The organism is Myxococcus sp. AB025B (genome assembly GCF_006518215.1).
Lineage (GTDB): Bacteria > Myxococcota > Myxococcia > Myxococcales > Myxococcaceae > Myxococcus > Myxococcus fulvus.
In genome coordinates, this window is the sequence record NZ_SRLW01000091.1 from 12,757 (window position 1) to 32,297 (window position 19,541).

Consider the following 19,541-nt stretch of genomic DNA (forward strand, 5'->3'; position numbering starts at 1 on the left):
CAGATGTGGGACATCGGCGCCCCCGGGGCTCCGGCAGGGCGCCGGGAAGCACGGTTCCCACCTGGGTTGCTTGGCTTCCGAAAACGGGGTCGTGCTAGCCTTGGCGGCGATGTCAGGCGACGAAACGCGCGTCACCAAGATTTCCTCCCTGGATCTGCGCCCGGAGCGCAGCACCGAGTGCTGCCTCGTGCAGATCCACGGCCCGGAGCTCGGCAAGAAGTACCTTGTCGACGACTCCGAGCTGACCATTGGCCGGGACCAGCACAACCACATCGTGGTGGACCTGGACAACGTCTCCCGCCGGCACGCCCGCGTGCTGGGGCGGGGCGGGAAGATGCTGGTGGAGGATCTGGGCTCCACCAACGGCACCTACCTGAACGACCAGGAGGTGCTCCAGGCCCAGCCCCTGCGCAGCGGCGACCTCATCAAGGTCGGCGGCTCCATCTTCAAGTTCCTCGATGGCGACAACATCGAGACCCAGTACCACGAGACCATCTACACGCTGACCATCGCGGACGGCCTCACCGGCGTGAACAACAAGCGCTTCTTCCTCGAGTACCTCGAGCGGGAGATGGGGCGCTCCAGCCGGTACAAGGGCACGTTGTCGCTGATGATGTTCGACATCGACCACTTCAAGCAGATCAACGACGTCCACGGGCACCTGGCCGGGGACTACGTGCTGCGGGAGCTGGCCCAGTCCGTCAAGCGGCTGGTGCGCCGCGAGCAGTGCTTCGCGCGCTACGGCGGCGAGGAGTTCGCCGTGGTCATCCCCGAGGACGGGCCGGACAAGGCGCGCCTGTTCGCGGAGAAGATTCGCAAGCTCATCGCGGAGAAGGCGTTTGTCTACGACGAGAAGGAGATTCCGGTGACCATCTCCATCGGCGTGGCGGAGATGACCGGCGACATGACGGAGCCCACGCACTTCATCAAGGTCGCGGACGCCAACCTGTACAAGGCGAAGAAGACCGGCCGTAACAAGGTGGTGGGCTGAGCATGGCGCAGGCTGAAGCGGGGCCCTCGGTGCTCGCGCGGCTGGTGCTCGTGCTGCTCGGCTTGAGCTTCCTCGGCGCGGCCTGGGTGTGGAGCCACCGCTCGGAGCCCTGGGCGGGGCGGATGGTGGAGCGCGCCCGCCAGACGGTGGGCCGCTAGCCTCCGGAGCGGACGGCCTCTTCTCCCGAGGCCCCCTCCGTGACGGCGCGGTCCCGACTGAATCGACAGGACCTGGAAGAGGCGCGCTCGTGTCCGGGCCGCCAGGGGTGTGTTGTCAGGAGTCGGCGACGTGGCCGTCGGCGGGCTCGGCGCCGACCTGGGGCATCCCGAGGCAGCGCTTCGCCGCGAGAGCGGGGGGACCCACGATGCTGACGACGGAGCAGGACATGGCGAGCCCGGTGCCCGCGCGGGCGGGACGGCGGGAGTGGACGGGGCTGGCGGTGCTCGTGCTGCCCACGCTGCTCATCTCGGTGGATGTGACGGTGCTGTACCTGGCCCTGCCGCAGCTCAGCTCCCAATTGGGCGCGAGCAGCACGCAGCAGCTGTGGATCATGGACATCTACGGCTTCATGCTCTCCGGGCTGCTGGTGACGATGGGCACGCTGGGGGACCGCATCGGCCGGCGCAAGCTGCTCTTGATGGGGGCCGCGGGGTTCTGCGTGGCGTCGGTGGTGGCGGCGTACTCGCGCAGCCCGGAGATGCTCATCGCGGCGCGCGCGGCGCTGGGCATCGCGGGGGCCACGCTGATGCCCTCCACGCTGGCGCTCATCAGCAACATGTTCCAGGCGCCGGGCCAGCGCTCGGTGGCCATCGCCGTATGGCTCAACTGCTTCCTCATCGGCATGGTCATCGCGCCGCTGCTCGGGGGCTGGATGCTGGAGCACTTCTGGTGGGGCGCGGCGCTGCTGTTGGGCGTGCCGGTGATGGGGGTGCTGCTTCTGACGGCGCCCGCGCTGCTGCCCGAGTACCGGGATGCCTCGGCGGGGAGGCTGGAGCTGACGAGCGTGGTGCTGTCGCTCGCGGCCATCCTGCCGACCATCTACGGCATCAAGGAGCTGGCGCGGCACGGCTGGCAGGCGGAGGCCTTCGTCGCGTTGGTGGTGGGGCTCGGGATGGGCCTGGTGTTCGTGCGGCGGCAGCTGACGCTGGAGCACCCGCTGCTGGACCCGAGGCTGTTCGCCAATCGCGCGTTCAGCTCCACGCTGCTCATCCTGCTGCTGGTGGCCATCGTCACCGGCGGGATGGGGTTGCTGGTGCCGCTCTACCTCCAGATGGTGGCGGGGCGCACGCCGCTGGAGGCGGGGATGTGGATGGTGCCGCAGATGCTGGGGATGATGGTGGGCTCGTCGCTGGGGCCCTTCGTCGTGCGCCGCATGCGGCCGGGCTACGTCATGGCGGCGGGACTGGCGCTCTCCAGCGTGGGCTACCTGGTGATGTCCCGGGTGGACAGCGTGGGTGGGCCCGTCGTGCTGGTCATCGGCTCGGTCATCGTGACGATGGGGCTCGCGCCCATGGCGGTGCTGGGGACGGACCTGGTGGTGGGCTCGGTGCCGCCACAGAAGGCGGGCTCGGCCGCGTCCGCGTCGGAGACGGCGAGCGAGCTCGGCGTGGCGCTGGGCGTGGCCATCCTGGGCAGCTTCGCCACCGCCATCTACCGGCGGAACATGGCGGACGCGGTGCCGGCGGGAGTTTCGGACACCGTCGCGGCCAGCGTGCGGGAGAGCATCATCGGCGCCGTGACGTCGACCTCCGCGCTCCCCGCGGAGCTGCGCGACGCGGTGCTCGCGCCCGCGCGGGAGTCCTTCACGCAAGGCATCACCATCGCGGCGGGACTGGGTGTGGTCGTCTTCGCGTCGCTCGCGGTGGTCGCGGCCGTGATGCTCAAGAACGTGCGCGCGGGACAGCACTGAGAGGGCAGGGGGCTCCCGGGATACTCCGGGGGCGCGCCCCTGTGTGCGTGTCCGCGGTGAGGGACGCGCTCATCCCGATGGCGCGAGAGGCTCGCGCAAGGGCCGTGCGGAGGCGCGAGGTGAGTGGGCGAGGAAGCCGTACCCACGAGGCGTGCTCGCGGCTGGCTCATCTACTACCCGACGGGCTCGTGCGGCGGGCGAGGAGGCCGTGCCCACGAGGTGCGCTCTCGGGGCGGCATCACTCGCGCGCGTCGGTGCGGCTCACCCTGGGGGACGGTGCTTGAGCCGTGCACGGCCCCGGGTCTCGATACGGGCCCCGTGTCCCGGCCCATATCGAGTGTTGCTCAGGTCCCGTCGCGCAGCTCGCCGAGGCGACCCTTGGTGCCGGGCAGGCTTCCAGGAGGCAGCTTCGCGTAGATGTGCTTCACCGTGTCCGCGAGCGTCTCCTGCGCATCCCGCGCGCGGAAGCCCAGCTCGGCCTCGGCCTTGGCGGCGTCCAGCCAGAAGTAGTGCTCGCCAATCTCCACTTCCTGCGGGTCCAGCGGCGCGGGCGTGCCGCGCACCTTCGCCCAGCGCTCCAGCAGGTGGCCACCCAGGATGTTCACCTGCTTGGGCAGCTTGAGCCGGGGCGCCGCGACACCCGTGAGGCGCTCGAGACGGTGGAAGAACTCCGTCATCGTCATGTTCACGCCCATCAGGTGGCGGCCGTACACCTCACCCCGCGTGAGCGCCTGGAGGAACGCGTCCGCCGCGTCGCGCACGTCCACGAAGGACATGCCGCCACCCGGCATCGCCGGAATCTCCCGGTTGAGGAACTTCACCACCGTCCACGTGGACGACAGCCGGTCATCCCCCGGCCCCATCAGCAGGCTGGGGTTGAGCACCACGAGCGGAATCGAGTGCTTGCGGCAGTACTCCAGCGACAGCTTCTCCTCGTAGATCTTCGACAGGTAGTACGGCCAGCGCGCCACCACCGTGAGCGGGTAGTCGGCGGACTCGTCGAGCACCGCCTCCTCCTTCGACACCGCCGTGGTGCCGGAGGTGGACGCGAGCACCACGCGCTTCACGCCCGCCTCGCGCACGTCACGCAGGAGCTCCCGCGTGCTGTCCACGTGCAGCTCGAACATCTTGCGCGCGTCCTTCGGCTGGAAGGAGACGAGCCCGGCCAGGTGGTACAGGCCCTCCACGCCGTCGAGCGCGCGGCGCACCGCGTCCCGGTCCTTCAAGTCCCCCGCGACGTACTCGGTGCCCTCGTAGGCCGGCCCCGTCGGACGCGAGCGCCCGATGAGGCGCACCGTGTGCCCGGCCGCCACCAGCTTCGGCACCAGATGCGCGCCGAGAAACCCCGTGCCTCCCGTCACCAGCAGCTTCACGAGTTCTTCCCTCCCGGCGCGTCATGCGCGGGCATGACCTGCACGTCCACCGAAGGGGGCGCGTCCAGGTGCAACACCCGTCCGTCGCGCAGCTCCCGCACCGCGTCCTCGGCGATGCGCGTGGCATAGCGGTAGCTCTCCGAGCGCGCCATGCCCTGCGTTCGCGCGCGCAGCGCCTCGTGACCCAGCGCGGGACCGATGCTCACCTTCAGGTCCTTCGACTTGGGGAACACGCTGCCCTTGGGCAGCGCGTCGAACGCCCCGTGGATGTACAGCGGCAGCACGTCCACCCGGTACGTCAGCGCCAGGTAGCCCAGCGTGGACTTGAACTCCTGCAGCTCGCCGGTAGGCGAGCGCGTGCCCTCCGGGAAGATGAGGACGTTGAAACCCTGGCGCAGTGCCTCGCCGGCCTGCCGCAGCGACTCGCGCAGCGAGCCGTGGCGTTCAATCGGCACCAGGTTGGTGAAGTTCTCGAACCAGGCGCGCTTGAGCGGCGTGTCGAAGAAGTAGTCGCGCGCGGCCAGCGACACCAGCCGGTCTCCCTGCTCCTCCAGCACCACCCGCACCAGGCCCGCGTCCAGGTGGCTGGCGTGGTTGGCGATGACCAGGAAGTTGCGGTTCATCGGGATGAAGGGACGGCCCGTCACCTTCACGTCGAACACGCCGCCGTAGAGCACCTTCTGCCCGAACGAGAGCAGCTGCCGGCCCACGTCCGCGACGACGTCCGGCACCGGAATCTCCACCTCCTCCGCCTTCGCGTTCTGCTTGGAGATGTCCTTCGCCCGTGTCTCCGCCGACGGCCGCTTCCCGGAGGCCACCACCAGCTTGCGCAGGTCCTCCACCGTCTGCACCTGCGTCAAATCATCGATGGCCGGCAGCGGCACTCCCGCCGCCTCCAAGGCGGAGGACAGCTCCGTGAGCATCAGCGAGTCGAAGCCCAGCTCGCCCGTCAGCTGCGTCTCCGGCCGCACGCTCGACACCGGCTTGTGGCTCACCTCGGCGATGAGCGGGAAGAGCCAGTCGGCCACGCCGCCCGTCGTCGTCGTCGTCGCGGCGGACACCTTCTCGCGCGCCTTGGTGGCCGAGGCCGCCATGCGCTCCAGCCGCTGCAGCTCCTCCACCACCAGCTTGCGCTTCACCTTGCGCGTGGAGGTGCGCGGCAGCTCGCCGTCCCAGAAGCGCAGCACCTTCGCGCGACGGTAGAAGGGCATGCCCGCGCCCGTCTTGCGGAAGTGCTCCTCCAGCTCGCGGCGCACCTCCTCGCGGGGGCGCTCGCCGTAGTCCGGCACGCACAGACACGCCACCTTCTCGCCGCCCGCCTCGTCGGGCAGGCCGACGACGGACAGCTCCTTGATGTGCGGGTGCTCCTGGTACAGCTCCTCGAGCTCGTCCGGGTAGATGTTCTTCCCGTTGTGGTCGATGATGACGTCCTTGGCGCGGCCCACCAGGTACAGCCGCCCCTCGGCGTCCAGCCGGCCCAGGTCTCCGGTGTGCAGCCAGCCCTCCTTGAGGACGGCCTCCGTCGCCTCGCGGTCCCCGAAGTAGCCCGCCATCACGTTGGGGCCCTTGGCCAGCACCTCGCCGATGCCGTCGTTGTCCGGGTTGAGGATTCGCACCTCGACGCCCGTGAGCGGCTTGCCCACCGAGCCCGGCGTGCGCTTGTTGCCCGGGTTCGCCACCGCGAGCACCGGCGCCGCCTCCGTCAGGCCGTAGCCCTCCGTGATGTTGAAGCCCAGCTCGTGGAAGGCCTTGTGGACCTCCTCGGGCAGCGCCGAGCCGCCGGACACCAGCACCTTGATGCGACCGCCGAACTTGCGGTGCACCGGCCAGAACAGGAGCTTGCCCAGGTTGATGTCCGCCCGGTTCCGCAGCTCGCCGTGCGTGGCCATCATCGCCTTGATGGCCTGCTCGACGATGGGCGGACGGCTGGCGAACTCCTGCGTCATCTTGCGGTGGAGCAGCTGCCACAGGGCCGGCACGCCAATCATCGCGCTGATGCGGCCCGTCTCGAAGACCTCGCCCAGCCGGTCCGACGTCAGCTCGTCGATGTATGTGATTTCCGCGCCGCGCGAGAACGGGGTGAGGAAGCCCGCGGAGAACTCGAAGGTGTGGTGCAGGGGCAGCACGGACAGCACGCCGTCTCCCACGCCCACGTCGAACACGCCCGCGAGCTTCGCCACCAGCGAGGCGAAGTTGCGGTGCGTGAGCATCACGCCCTTGGGCGTGCCCGTCGTGCCGGACGTGAAGATGAGGCTCGCCAGGTCATCCGCCGAGGCCGACTTGCGCACCGTGCCGATGCGGTCGTCCTTGGCCGCCGGGTCGCCCGTCATCGCCTGCGCCAGGCTGGCGATGAGGACCGAGTCCCCCAGCGCGCCGAACAGGCCGGGGAAGTCTCGCGCCGCGTCCTCGGACATGAGGCACACCTTCGCCTCCGCACGCTTCGCGATGTTGATGACCTCCGCCTCGCTCAGGCCCGGGTCCACCGGCACCATGGTGGCGCCCGCGCGGAGGATGCCGAAGAAGCACGTGCCCCACTCGGGCCGGTTCTCCGACACCAACAGCACCCGGTCTCCCGCCTTCACGCCCGAGCTGAGCAGGAAGCTGCCCACGCGCGCCGCGTAGCGGTGCACCTCCCCGAAGGTGAAGCGCTCCTCCTTCTCGCCCGACACCATGCGGAAGGCCACCCGGTGACGGTACGCGTGCACCGTCGCCTCGAACATCTCCAGCAAATCCCGGTGCGCGGGGATGACGGTGCGCTTCTCGCGCTCCTCCTCCAGGCCCGGGAACACCCACTTCTCCAGGCCCGGCAGGTGCGTCTCCATGAAGTACGCGCGCCAGTCGATGTGCTCCGGGTCCCACGGAATCTTCAGCCGGTCCGCGTGCGCCATGCGCTCGTAGACGGAGCGCGTGTTGTCGCAGCGGAAGACGTAGCGGTTCTCGTAGAGGAAGGGGAGGAACAGCTCCGTCATCGCGATGAGGCTGGCGTTGCCGTCCACCACCTCGTCGAGCGACACCTTCGCCTTGTCCAGCATGGCCTGCACGGCGGGCGCGCCCCAGGCGGGCCGCACCTCGTCGATGGCCTTCTTCAGGAACTTCGCGCCGCGCACCAGCATGGGCGCGCTGAACAGCTCGAACTCCAGCTTGCTCACCGGCTGCGGCTCCAGCCGCGAGCGCAGGGAGTTGAGCACCGCGTTGCCCGACTCGCGGTTGCGGTAGTAGCGCCGGCGGTACAGGCCCACCAGCTCCACCGAGCGGCTGGCGTAGAACGGGTTCACGTCGCCGGACGCGAGCTGGTACACGCGCCGCTCCTCCACTTGGATGGAGTGCGCGGTGATGCCGAGCGTCGCCCCCGCCACCTGGTCCACCGGGATGATGTCCAGGATGGTGTTCTCACCGGCGGGGATGCCGCCCGGGCCCTTGATGCCGGCGAAGGCCAGCGGCGCGGACGTGGTGAAGCCCTCGTTCCAGCCGGGGAAGGGGAAGTGCCGCGCGCTCTCCACGATGGAGGGCCGGACAATCGCGTAGCGCAGGCCCGGCGTGGCGGCGATGACCTGCTCGCCCAGGGACTTCGTGTACGTGTACGTGTTGGGCCAGCCCCAGTGCGCCGCGCGCTCCATGCCCGCGCGCACCAGCTCGCCGCTCAGCCACAGCTTGCGCTCGCGGCCCACGGCCAGGCGCAGCGTCTTCTCGTCGTTGACGTCGCGGCCCTCCTCGGCCAGCCGGTCCAGCGCCTTCTTGCGGAAGGTGGACGTCAGCGCGCGGTCATCGGCCTGCTCGCGCAGCCGCGCGACGATGCGCTCCGCGTCCTTCAGCTCCTGCTCCAGGCTGAAGTCGCGCCCGTCCAGCTCGTCCTTCTTCGGGAAGTAGCCGCGCACCTCCTCGTCCTCGAAGACGAGCCCGTTGCGGTTGCCCGCCACGAAGGAGGTGGACATGTGGATGAGCGGCACGCCCCAGCGCAGCGCCAGCTCCACCGCGTACTTCACGCCGTGGGTGTTGACGTTGAGGCCCACCTCCAGCGACGGGTTGAAGGACACCAGGCCCGCGCAGTTGACGAAGGCGTGCACCTGGCCCGTCAGCTCCGCCACCCGCGACTCCTCCATCCCCACCCACGGGTCGGTGATGTCGCCGTCGATGACTTCGCACTTCTTGCGCAAGAACTCGAGCGCGCCCTCCTCGCCGTACGTGTCGCGCAGCGGCTGGAAGGGCTCGCTCGTCGCCACCTTGTCGAAGAAGCGCCGCTCGGCGGAGGCCGCGCTGCCCTTGCGGACGAGCACGTACACCCGCTCCAGCTCCTGCCCGTAGCGGTGCAGCAGCATGGACAGCGTCACCTTGCCCACGAAGCCCGTGGCACCGGCGAAGAGCAGGCGCTTGCCGGTGAAGACCTGGGAGACGTTCAGCTCGGGAAGCGGTGACATGTCCGTCCTCACTTCACGTCCACCATCACCGTGGGGGCGATGCGAAGCAGGCTGATGGTGGCCGAGCGGCCCATGAAGCCACGCGCCTCTTCAATGGCCTCGGTGAGCGTGTCGGTACGGTCCCAGCCGAGCAGCGCCGGGACGTGGTTGTTCTCCGCGCCCGCGACGATGACCTTGCCCACGTGCTGGCGGCCGTTCTCGCCCCAGTACCACATGTAGAACGGGTGCACGCCGTGGTAGGCGTTGTTCTTGCGATACAGGTGCACGTAGCTGGGGTTCTCCGCGAACTCCTTCTCGTACTTGTGCTCCAGCTTCATCGAGTCGCGCGTCTCCGGCAAAAGCCGGTGGAAGAACTCGATGTAGCTGGGGTGGTGCTCGGGGTCGAACTCGTCGTAGGCCGGGTGCAGGAGGATGAGCACGCCGCCCTTCTTCACCAGGGGCACGCCGCGGTTGAGGTTGAAGAAGTAGCCCAGCCCCATCACCTGCACGAGCAGCGGGTTGAGGATGGAGTTGACGCTGTACGGGGAGATGAACGGGATGGGGAAGATGACGATGTCGCTCTGCCCCTCCACCGGCACCGAGTACTGCTTCCAGCTGGTCTCCAGCGTCTTCTGGTGCGCGGGCTCCGTCGCCCCGGCGTACACACCCGTGACGTCATAGGGCGCGGGGATGGCGTTGAGCACCTTGCGCGCCGCCGCGCGCGGCATCTTCGACAGCGCGTAGCGCATGGCCTGGAACTTCAGCCGGTCGCCCTCGGTGTAGTCCTCCTCGCGCTTGGCCAGGAAGTCCACGGGCGCGCCGAACATGCGGTTGTTCAGCGTGGTCTCGATGTGGAAGACCTTCAGGTGCTTGTCGATGTTGCGCCCGATGCGCTCGTTGCTGCGATAGAGCGCGCTGGTCTTCGGCTCCATGTAGCTGTCCGACGCCCGGATGGTCTTCGGGTTGTGGTGGTGCCTGAGCGACGCGTAGTTGGACACGCCGGTGCCCATGGACTTGTGCCCGCCGTTCATGGGCACGAAGTTCACGTTCACGTAGACGATGAGGTCGCTCTCCGCGACGCGGCGGTTGACGGAGACCTCCTCGCCGTGCGCCGTGCGCTCGAGCGCCACGATGCCGTCCGGGTCCTCCGCGTCGTGGTTGTAGTAGCGGTCCGGGTAGTAGGCGTCGAAAATCTTGTCGCCCACCATCCGCTTCATCTCCCCCTCCGTCATGCGGCGGTGGAGCGCGTTGGCGATGACCAGGTGCACGTCGTCCACGCCGCTGTCCGCGGCCAGCTCCAGGACAATTTCCAGGATGGACTGGCGCACGTCCGGCGTGACCATGGGCGGCAGGGGCACGCTGATGTCGTCGATGACGCACGTCAGGCGCATGCCCGGCTTGAGCAGCGCGTGCAGCGGCTCCATGCCCTCCGGGTGGTTGATGGCCCAGCGGATGGCGGCCTTCACGTTGGGCACGCCCGCCATGGGCGGCCGGGGGAAGATGACCCGGGTGCCCACGGGCAGGTCTTCCTGGAGGAAGCCCTCGCCGTAGAACAGGGCGCGCGGGGGGCTGCCCTTCTCGGTGATGACGACCTGGCTTTCCTCGTCGTACAGCTTCTGGAGCGTCTTGAACGGGCGCATGGCGGGCAGGGGGCTACTTGAGGTCGAGGATGGGCCAGTTGTAGGCGCGCGCGATGGAGCGCAGCCGCAGGTCCGGGTTCACCGCGGTGGGACGTCCCACCACCGCGAGCATCGCGTAGTCGGAGGCGCTGTCGGAGTAGCCGTGGCACTTGTCCAGGGTCAGCCCCTCCTTGGTGCAGTAGGCGCGGATGGAGTTCGCCTTGTTCGCGCCCTCGATGATGGGCGGAATCACCTTGCCGGTGGCCTTGCCGCCCACGAACTGCATCTTGTTGGCGATCAGGTCATCGGCGCCCAGGTGCCGGGCGAGCGGACGCATGGTGAAGTCCAGCGCCCCCGTGACGAGCACGACCTTGCAGCCGCTGCGGCGCGCCTGGTCGATGAGGTCCTGGGTCTGCTCGAAGAGCGCCGGCTTGAGCACGTCCTCGAACATGTCCTCCGCGATGGTGACGAGCCGGTCCTCGCTCAACCCCGCGTAGTACCGGTAGAAGAACTCGTTGAACGTCTTGCGGTCCAGCGCGTCCATGACGCCGAAGAGCGGCACGCTCATCGCGGTGCTCAGCGTCCTGCCGGCGATGCCGAGCACGGAGCCCCGGTTCATCGCGTAGTACGCGTAGACGTGGACGACGTTCGTCTTCACGAGCGTCCCGTCGACATCGAAAAATGCGGCTTTCGAGGGCATGTGGCAGCGCAGCTTCCTGACACTCCAAGGGGGGGTAGGTCAACGAAACGAGGGGGCCGGGGGGCGGCAAGCCCCGACCCTGCTAGCACGGCTAGAGCCAGCCATGCTCGCGGTACCACTCGGCGCTGCGGCGCACCGCGTCCTCCACCCCCCTTTGGGGACGGAAGCCCAGCAGCCGCTCGGCCTTCGCGCCCGAGCAGGTCCAGGCCGGGGCGAGCAGCTGCCGCGCCATCTTCCGGCTCAGGGGCAGCTTGCGGCCCGTCACGCGCGACACGCCGTCCGCCGCCGACGCGAGGGCGGTGAGCAGCCAGGGGCTCACGCGCACCGTGCGGGGTGACAGCCCCAGCGCCCGGGCCCCCAGGTCCTGCACCGACTCCAGGGAGAGGGGGTCGCCCGGACCCGCGCAGAAGAAGGCCTCGCCCACCGCGCGCGGGTGCTCGGCCTGGAGGATGAGCGCGTCGACCACGTCCTCCACGTCCACCATGGTGAGGGGGCGGGGCCCTCCGGCCAGCTCCAGCCGGAGGCCCTTCGTCGCCAGCCGGAAGAAGGCCAGGTTCTCGCGGTCCCAGGGCCCCAGGATGCGCGGCGGCCGGGACACCGTCACCGGCAGCCGGTCTCCATAGGAGAAGGCGATGCGCTCCGCCTCCGCCTTGCTCTCGCCGTACCACTCGTAGGGCCGGAAGGGGTCCTCCTCCACATGCGGACGGGTGGGGGAGGAGGGGCCCATGGCGGCCAGCGAGCCCACGAGCACCAGCCGGGGGCGGCTCCCGGAGGCCACCATGGCCTCGCACAGCAGGCGGGTGCCCTCGGCGTTGACGCGCATGAAGTCCTCGCGTGTCGCGCCGCGGCGAACACCGGCCAGGTGGAAGACGACGTCCTGTCCCTCCACCGCCGGGCCGAGCGAGGCCCCCTGTGTCACGTCCCCCTCCACGCGGGTGTGGGGGATGCCCTCCAGGCCCGAGGCATCCGAGCCCCGCCTGAGGAGGCACGTCACCGTGTCACCCCGCGCGGCGAGGGCGCGGGTCAGCCAGATTCCGAGGAAGCCACCAGCTCCGGTGATGAGGGCTCGCATGGGCATGGGCGTTTCATCCGAAAAAGTACACCTCGTCCGCAAGGGGTTTTCCCATCCGGCCCCGTTCGAGCGCCCGGCGGACGACGAATCGCGCGGAGGCCGGATGGTCGGGCTCCGGCGGCGACGAAGGGGGCACTTCCCGAGGAGGAACGCCCCCTGGCGCGGTGGCCGTCCGGACGCATTTTTCGCGTCCGCGAGGTTTCCCCCCGAGGGAAAACGTGCTGCGGAGCCGGTTTCTCGGGCATGAAACGCGTTGCGTAGGGCGTTTCCCGAGGGAAAAACGCAGGAGAGGGCTGTTTTTCGGGCTTGGGCGTGCTACCTACGCCCCACCGGCACTGGCTTTAAATCAAGCGAGGCCGCACAACGTCCCCTTCGGAGGGGAGGAGACTCAAGACGAATGGCTGCCAAGAAAGCTGCTGCGAAGAAGGCTCCCGCCGCCAAGAAGGCCCCTGCTGCCGCGAAGCGTAAGCCCAACGCGTCGTTCATGAAGGAGATGACTCCTTCCGCCGCCCTGGCCGAGATCGTCGGCACCAAGCCGCTGCCGCGCACCGAGGTCGTCAAGAAGCTCTGGGCGTACATCAAGAAGAACAACCTCCAGGACGCGAAGAACAAGCGGCAGATCAACGCCGACGACAAGCTCAAGCCCATCTTCGGCGGCAAGAAGAACGTCACCATGTTCGAGATGACCTCGCTGGTGAACAAGCAGCTGAGCTGAACCCGACGCCGGCCCGCCCGGCGGCTGCATCTCGAGGGCTCTCCGGTGGATTCCGGTGAGCCCTCTGCTTTTGTGGGGCCCGGCTCATGGGAATCCGGGCCCTTGGAGCGTTGGCTGGAGGTCGGAAGCCGTTCTGCGCTCTGGCGTCGCGCGCGACGGCGCCCTACCTCTGGGCCCCATGCTCCGCGACGGATTGGAAGAAGAGGGGACGGCTCCCACGGGCTCGTCGGGTGCCACCTTGAGCGCCGAGGCCCTGGCCGAGGGCCTGTTCAAGCGGGTGAAGGACGCGCTGGTCGAGCGCCCCCGGACGCCGCTGTCCACCTACCGGGTGCAGCTGCATCAGGGCTTCACCTTCCAGCAGGCGCGCGACGTGGTGCCGTTCCTGCGCCGCCTGGGCATCAGTGACTTGTACGCGTCCCCCTACCTCAAGGCGACGCCGGGCAGCACCCACGGCTACGACTGCGTGGACCACCAGCACCTCAACCCGGAGGTGGGCTCCACCGAGGACCACCAGGCCCTGTGCGCCACGCTGCGGGAGAACGGCCTGGGGCAGGTGCTGGACGTGGTGCCCAACCACATGGGCATCGAGCGCGGCAACCCGCTCTGGTTCGACGTGCTGGAGAACGGCCCGTCGTCCGTCTACGCCAAGTACTTCGACATCGACTGGTCGCCGGTGAAGGAGGAACTGCGCGACAAGGTGCTGCTGCCGATACTCGGCGACCAGTACGGCGTGGTGCTGGAGAAGGGCGAGCTGAAGCTGTCCTTCCGCGACGGCGCCTTCTTCGTGAGCTACTACGACCACCTGCTGCCGCTGGCGCCCCGGCAGTACGGGCGCGTGCTGCGCCACGGGCTGGAGCGGCTGGAGGCGAAGCTGGGCGCGGAGTCCGAGCCCATGGTGGAGCTGCTCTCCATCCTCACCGCCATCGAGCACCTGCCGCTGCGCACGGAGGTGGAGCGCCCCCGCGTCGTGGAGCGTCACCGCGAGAAGGAGGTCATCAAGCGCCGGCTCGCCGCGGTGGTGGAGAAGAGCCCGGAGGTCGCCGCGTACATCGAGGACAACATCCGCGTCTTCAACGGCGAGCCGGGCAACCCGCGCTCGTTCGACCTGCTCGACAGGGTGCTGGCCTCGTGCAGCTACCGGCTGGCGCACTGGCGGGTGGCGGGGGAGGAGATCAACTACCGGCGCTTCTTCGACATCAACGGCCTGGCGGCCATCCGGATGGAGGACCCGGAGGTGTTCCAGGAGGCGCACGCGCTGGTGTTCCGCTGGCTGCGCGACGGCTGCGTCACCGGGCTGCGCATCGACCATCCGGACGGCCTGTTCGACCCGACGGCGTACTTCCTGGACCTGCAGGAGCGCTACTTCGTGGAGCGCGCGCACGCGCTGTTCCTCCAGGACCTGGCCGGGGACGACACGCGCTGGCCGGGCGTGGAGGCGGCGCTCAAGGAGCGCTGGCGCGCGGAGGTGACGCAGTCTCCGGACAGCCCGCTGCGCAAGGCGCTGTACGTGGTGGTGGAGAAGATTCAGGGCGGCCGCGAGCGCATTCCGGAGGCGTGGGCGGTGCACGGCACCACCGGCTACCGCTTCGCCAACGCGGTGAGCGGCGTGTTCGTGCACCCCGCGGCCGAGCCGCACCTGACGGAGACGTACGAGCGGCTCACCGGGGAGAAGGGTGACTTCGCCGAGCTCGTCTACCAGAAGAAGCTGCTCATCATGCGCGTGTCCATGGCGAGTGAGCTCAACGTGCTGGCGCACGAGCTCAACCGCATCTCGGAGATGAGCCGCAGGACGCGCGACTTCACGCTCAACTCGCTCCGGCGCGCGCTGGTGGAGTTCATCGCGCTGTTCCCCGTGTACCGCACGTACGTGGACGGCTGGCGGCCGGGGCTGGACGCGCGAGACGTGCAGTACGTGGAGTGGACCATCCAGCGCGCCAAGGAGCGCAACGCCACCACCAACGCGTCCATCTTCGACTTCCTGCGCGACATCCTCCTGCGCCAGTACCCGCCGCAGTCCGACGAGCGCGAGCGCGCCGTCATGCTGCGCTTCGCCATGAAGCTGCAGCAGGTGACGGGCCCCGTCATGGCCAAGGGCCTGGAGGACACCGTCTTCTACATCTACAACCGGCTGGTGAGCCTCAACGAGGTGGGCGGGGAGCCCGAGCGCTTCGGCACGCGCACCACCACCTTCCACCTGCGCAACCAGGAGCGCGCCGAGCACTGGCCCGCGAGCCAGCTCACCACCAGCACCCACGACACCAAGCGCAGCGAGGACGTGCGCGCGCGCATCAACGTGCTGACGGAGCTGCCCGAGGAGTGGCGCAAGCTCGCGCGCCGCTGGCTGCGGCTGACGGAGAAGTTCGCGCAGGCCCTGCCGTCCGGCGCGGCCCCCAGCGCCAACGACGTGTACCTGTTCCTGCAGACGCTCGTGGGCGCCTGGCCCATGGGGGAGGCGCTGTCGCCCGAGGCCCGGGCCGACTTCCACCGCCGGATGCGCGAGTACATGTCCAAGGCCATCAAGGAGGCCAAGGTCCGCACCTCGTGGACCAACCCGGACGGCGCCTATGACGACGCGGTGGCGGCCTTCGTGGACGCGTGCTTCGACGAGGAGAAGGGCGCGGACTTCCTGCAGGAGGTGCGCGTCTTCAAGCGCCGCATCGAGCGCGCGGGGCAGCACAACGCCCTGGGGCAGCTGGTCCTCAAGCTCGCGTCGCCCGGCGTGGTGGACACGTACCAGGGCTGCGAGCTGTGGGATTTGTCCCTGGTGGACCCGGACAACCGGCGGCCGGTGGACTTCACCTTGCGCTCACGGCTCCTGGAGGAGCTGGACGCGCAGGCGCGAGAGGACGCGCCCGGGCTGTGCTCGCGGCTGGTGGCGGGCCTGGATGACGGGCGGGCCAAGCTCTTCCTCCTGGCCCACGGGCTGCGGCTGCGCCAGCGTCAGCAGGACCTGTTCCGGCGGGGCGGCTACCGGGCGCTGGAGCTGTCCGGGCCCCGCGCCCAGGCGGCGGTGGCCTTCGCGCGCGAGCTGGACGACGCGGGCGTGGTGGTGTGCGCGCCGCGTTACGTGCTGGAGGCCCTGGAGTCGCCCCAGGGGCTCTCCGGCGCCTATGCCGACACGTTCCTGGACCTTCCCGAGGCATATGCGGGCATGATGTTCCGCGATGTCTTCACCGGGCGACAGGTGCGGCCCGAGCGTGGTGCGGGTGGCGTGGTGCTGCCCCTCGCGCCGCTCCTGGAGCGGTTCCCGGTGGTGCTGCTGGAGAGGAGCACGGGATGAGGAGGGCCGAGGTGCTTCCAGGGAAGCCGTTCCCCCTGGGCGCCACGTATGACGGGCACGGGGTCAACTTCGCGGTGTTCAGCGAGCACGCGAAGAAGGTGGAGGTCTGCCTCTACGACGCACAGGAGCCCACGCGCGAGACGCGCCGCTTCCCGCTCCTGGAGACCACGCACCAGGTGTTCCACGGGTACGTGCCCGACCTGAAGCCGGGCACGCTGTACGGCCTGCGCGTGCACGGGCCGTTCGAGCCCAAGAAGGGCTTCCGCTTCAATCCGCACAAGCTGCTGGTGGACCCCTATGCCCGCGCCATCCACGGGCAGGTGGACTACCGCGCGCCCATCTATGGCCACGTCCAGGGCGGCAAGGACGAGGACCTGGTCCAGGACAAGCAGGACGACGCCGCGGGTGTGCCCAAGGCGGTGGTGCTCGAGGACACGTTCGACTGGGAGGGGGACACCCACCCGCGCGTGCCCTGGCACCAGACCGTCCTGTACGAGCTGCACGTCAAGGGCTTCACGAAGCTCCACCCCCGCGTGCCGGAGGCCCTGCGCGGCACCTACGCGGGCCTGGGACACCCGGCCACCATCGAGCACCTGAAGAAGGTGGGCGTCACCGCGGTGGAGCTCTTGCCCGTCCACCACATCGTCGACGAGCCGTTCCTCGTCGAGCGAGGGCTCACCAACTACTGGGGGTACAGCACGCTGGGCTACTTCGCGCCGGACGCGCGCTACAGCACCGCGGGCGCCCCGGGCGCGCAGGTGGACGAGTTCAAGGGGATGGTGAAGGCGCTGCACAGGGCGGGCATCGAGGTCATCCTCGACGTCGTCTACAACCACACCTGCGAGGGCAACCAGCTGGGGCCCACGCTGTCCTTCAAGGGGCTGGACAACGGCGCGTACTACCGGCTGACGGAGAAGGACCCGCGCTACTACCTGGACGTCACCGGCACGGGCAACTCGTGGAACGCCACCCACCCGTACGCGCTGAAGCTGGTCGCCGACAGCCTGCGCTACTGGGTGGAGGAGATGCACGTGGACGGGTTCCGCTTCGACCTGGCCACCACGCTGGGGCGCGACCGGCACGGCTACGACACCCGCGCGGCCTTCTTCCAGATCATCCACCAGGACCCGGTGCTCAGCCGGGTGAAGCTCATCTCCGAGCCGTGGGACGTGGGTGACTTCGGCTACCAGGTGGGCAACTTCCCGGTGCTGTGGAGCGAGTGGAACGGCAAGTACCGCGACACCATCCGACGGTACTGGAAGGGCGATGACCGGCAGGCGGCGGAGATCGGCTACCGGCTCACGGGCAGCTCGGACCTGTACGCGCTGTCGGGCCGCAAGCCCTCCGCGAGCGTCAACTTCGTCACCGCGCACGACGGCTTCACGCTGCACGACCTGGTCACCTACAACGACAAGCACAACGAGGCCAACGGCGAGGACAACCGCGACGGCGGCAACGACAACCACTCCTGGAACTGCGGCGTGGAGGGCGAGACGGGCGACGTCAAAATCAACGCCCTGCGCGAGCAGCAGAAGCGCAACTTCCTGGCCACGCTCTTCCTGTCCCAGGGCGTGCCCATGCTGGTGGCCGGCGACGAGATGGGCCGCACCCAGAAGGGCAACAACAACGCCTACTGCCAGGACAACGCCCTGTCCTGGGTGAACTGGGAGCTCGACGACACCCAGCGCGCGCTGCTGGACTTCACCTGCCGGCTGACGCGCCTGCGCCGCGAGCAGCCCGTGCTGCGCAAGCGCCGCTTCTTCCGCGGCGCCCACATGTGGGACAGCGAGCTGAAGGACCTGGCGTGGTTCCGGCCGGACGGCAAGGAGATGCGCAAGGACGACTGGGAGAAGCCCTATGTGCGCTCGCTCGCCATCCTCCTGGGCGGGGACGCCATCGCCGCGCCGGACGACGAGGGCAACCGGATTGTCGGTGACACGCTGTTGGTGCTGATGAACGCCCACCACGAGCCCATCAGCTTCCTGCTGCCGGCGCTCGAGTGGGGCGCGGACTGGGAGCAGGTGGTGGACACATCCACGTCGGAGGAGTCCCAGCACGCCCACACACCGGCGGGTGGCAAGGTGCAGGTCGCGGGGCGTTCGTTGATGGTGCTGCGCCGGCCGTCGACGGAGTAGCGCCGCGGGCGGGGACGGTGGGCCGGGCCTCCAGGTGGGGGCCTGGGCGGTTACACGGAAGTGTCGACGCCCGGACGCGCCGCCGCTAGGGTGCGCCCGCCGTTCCTGAAACAGGATTCATACGTGAATACGCAAGTCGCGCTCTGGGTGGGCTTCAACCTCTTCGTCCTGGCGATGCTCGCCGTGGACCTCGGGCTGTTCCACCGCAAGGACCACGCGGTGACGCCCAAGGAAGCGGGCATCTGGACGCTGGTGTGGATCACCATCAGCCTGACGTTCTGCGGAGGCATCTGGTACTTCTCCGGCAGCACGCCCGCGCTCCAGTGGGTGACGGCGTATGTCGTGGAGTACTCGCTCTCCGTCGACAACCTGTTCGTCTTCCTGCTGGTGTTCAGCTACTTCCGGGTGGCGCCCGAGCACCAGCACCGGGTGCTGTTCTGGGGAATCCTGGGCGCGTTCGTCATGCGCGCGGTGCTCATCATCGCCGGCACGGCGCTGGTGTCGCGCTTCCACTGGCTCATCTACCTGTTCGGCGCCTTCCTGGTCTTCACCGCGCTGAAGATGCTCTTCTCCAAGGACGAGGAGATCGACCCGGAGCAGCAGGGCATCGTCAAGCTCGCGCGCCGGGTGCTGCCGGTGGCCCGCATGGGCGAAGGCAGCCGCTTCTTCGTCACCGAGGACGGCCGGCGCAAGGTGACGCCGCTGTTCATCGTGCTGCTGGTGGTGGAGGCCACGGACTTGCTCTTCGCCCTGGACTCCATCCCCGCGGTGCTGGGCATCAGCCAGGACGCGTTCATCGTCTACACGTCCAACGTGTGCGCGATTCTGGGCCTGCGCTCGCTGTTCTTCGTCGTGGCCAGCCTGATGGAGAAGTTCCACTTCCTGAAGCTGGGGCTGAGCGCCATCCTGGCCTTCGTGGGCGTGAAGATGCTCATCACGTTCTTCGACATCCACATCCACATCGGCCTGTCGCTGGGCGTGATTGGCGGCATCCTCCTGCTGGCGATTGTCGCCTCGCTCATCTGGCCCAAGAGCCCGGAGCCCGGTCATGACCGGGAGAGCGCCAAGACCTGAGCCCGGGTGCGGGGGGGCCGCCGGGGTTTTGCTTGCAACCCGGGGGCCTTGCCTTCAAATGTGGAGGCATGTCTTCCAGCGCCACCACTGATGGCATCAAAATCACCGTGAAGCCGGCCTACTGGCCCGAGCGCAGCTCGCCCGAGTCGGGGCAGTACGCGTTCATGTACACGGTGGAAATCGTCAACGAGGGGGAGGCGCCCGCGCAGCTCAAGGCGCGGCACTGGGTCATCACGGATGCCTCCGGGAAGGTGGAGGAGGTGAAGGGGGAGGGCGTGG

13 protein-coding genes are annotated in these 19,541 nt (G+C 69.0%); 8 read left to right on the forward strand and 5 right to left on the reverse strand.

What is annotated here, in order from left to right; translation table 11 throughout:
• The first annotated feature begins 109 nt into the window (after window positions 1-109).
• From FL311_RS17305 to FL311_RS17310, 3 genes are all read left to right on the forward strand, one after another.
• On the forward strand, window positions 110-991 hold the full coding sequence (locus FL311_RS17305; protein ID WP_046711675.1) for a GGDEF domain-containing protein: 882 nt from the start codon (window positions 110-112) through the stop codon (window positions 989-991).
• Window positions 992-993: 2 nt separating this feature from the next.
• Window positions 994-1,149 (forward strand): hypothetical protein, encoded by a 156-nt coding sequence (locus tag FL311_RS44085; RefSeq protein WP_194869235.1) that lies wholly within the window; start codon window positions 994-996, stop codon window positions 1,147-1,149.
• 206 nt (window positions 1,150-1,355) lie between these two features.
• Window positions 1,356-2,900 carry an MFS transporter gene (locus tag FL311_RS17310; protein ID WP_228556919.1) on the forward strand — a complete coding sequence of 515 codons (1,545 nt, stop codon included), beginning with the start codon at window positions 1,356-1,358 and terminating at the stop codon, window positions 2,898-2,900.
• A 344-nt stretch (window positions 2,901-3,244) separates the two neighbouring features.
• On the opposite strand, the gene FL311_RS17315 is transcribed toward FL311_RS17310, so the two are convergent.
• The 5 genes from FL311_RS17315 to FL311_RS17335 all read right to left on the reverse strand — a co-directional run bounded on the left by FL311_RS17315 (window position 3,245) and on the right by FL311_RS17335 (window position 12,058).
• Window positions 3,245-4,273, reverse strand: a complete 1,029-nt coding sequence (locus tag FL311_RS17315) for an NAD-dependent epimerase/dehydratase family protein (protein ID WP_141326231.1) — start codon at window positions 4,271-4,273, stop codon at window positions 3,245-3,247.
• Complete coding sequence (locus tag FL311_RS17320) at window positions 4,270-8,688, reverse strand: AMP-binding protein (protein ID WP_141326232.1); 4,419 nt, start codon at window positions 8,686-8,688, stop codon at window positions 4,270-4,272. Before FL311_RS17320 ends, FL311_RS17315 begins: the two co-directional genes overlap by 4 nt.
• An 8-nt stretch (window positions 8,689-8,696) precedes the next feature.
• The gene (locus FL311_RS17325) at window positions 8,697-10,307 is read right to left on the reverse strand and encodes a lactate racemase domain-containing protein (RefSeq protein ID WP_141326233.1); all 1,611 of its coding nucleotides are present in this window, start codon (window positions 10,305-10,307) and stop codon (window positions 8,697-8,699) included.
• 13 nt (window positions 10,308-10,320) lie between these two features.
• Window positions 10,321-10,986: an HAD family phosphatase gene (locus FL311_RS17330; RefSeq protein ID WP_046711679.1), complete on the reverse strand. Its 666-nt coding sequence runs from the start codon at window positions 10,984-10,986 to the stop codon at window positions 10,321-10,323.
• Between the two features lie 91 nt (window positions 10,987-11,077).
• Complete coding sequence (locus FL311_RS17335; RefSeq protein WP_141326239.1) at window positions 11,078-12,058, reverse strand: NAD(P)-dependent oxidoreductase; 981 nt, start codon at window positions 12,056-12,058, stop codon at window positions 11,078-11,080.
• Window positions 12,059-12,455: 397 nt separating this feature from the next.
• Here FL311_RS17335 and FL311_RS17340 point away from each other — a divergent pair, with 397 nt between their 5' ends.
• From FL311_RS17340 to FL311_RS17360, 5 genes are all read left to right on the forward strand, one after another.
• On the forward strand, window positions 12,456-12,773 hold the full coding sequence (locus tag FL311_RS17340) for an SWIB/MDM2 domain-containing protein (protein WP_141326234.1): 318 nt from the start codon (window positions 12,456-12,458) through the stop codon (window positions 12,771-12,773).
• Window positions 12,774-12,951: 178 nt separating this feature from the next.
• Window positions 12,952-16,053 (forward strand): malto-oligosyltrehalose synthase, encoded by a 3,102-nt coding sequence (gene treY, locus FL311_RS17345; protein WP_194869236.1) that lies wholly within the window; start codon window positions 12,952-12,954, stop codon window positions 16,051-16,053.
• Window positions 16,050-18,188 (forward strand): glycogen debranching protein GlgX, encoded by a 2,139-nt coding sequence (gene glgX / locus FL311_RS17350; RefSeq protein WP_141326235.1) that lies wholly within the window; start codon window positions 16,050-16,052, stop codon window positions 18,186-18,188. The genes treY and glgX overlap by 4 nt, the downstream gene beginning before the upstream one ends.
• Before the next feature lie 123 nt (window positions 18,189-18,311).
• A complete protein-coding gene (locus tag FL311_RS17355) occupies window positions 18,312-19,262 on the forward strand; it encodes a TerC family protein (protein WP_141326236.1) in 951 nt (316 codons plus the stop codon).
• A gap of 68 nt (window positions 19,263-19,330) precedes the next feature.
• Window positions 19,331-19,541 (forward strand): ApaG domain (locus FL311_RS17360; protein WP_141326237.1); only part of this gene is annotated, 211 nt, incomplete at its 3' end.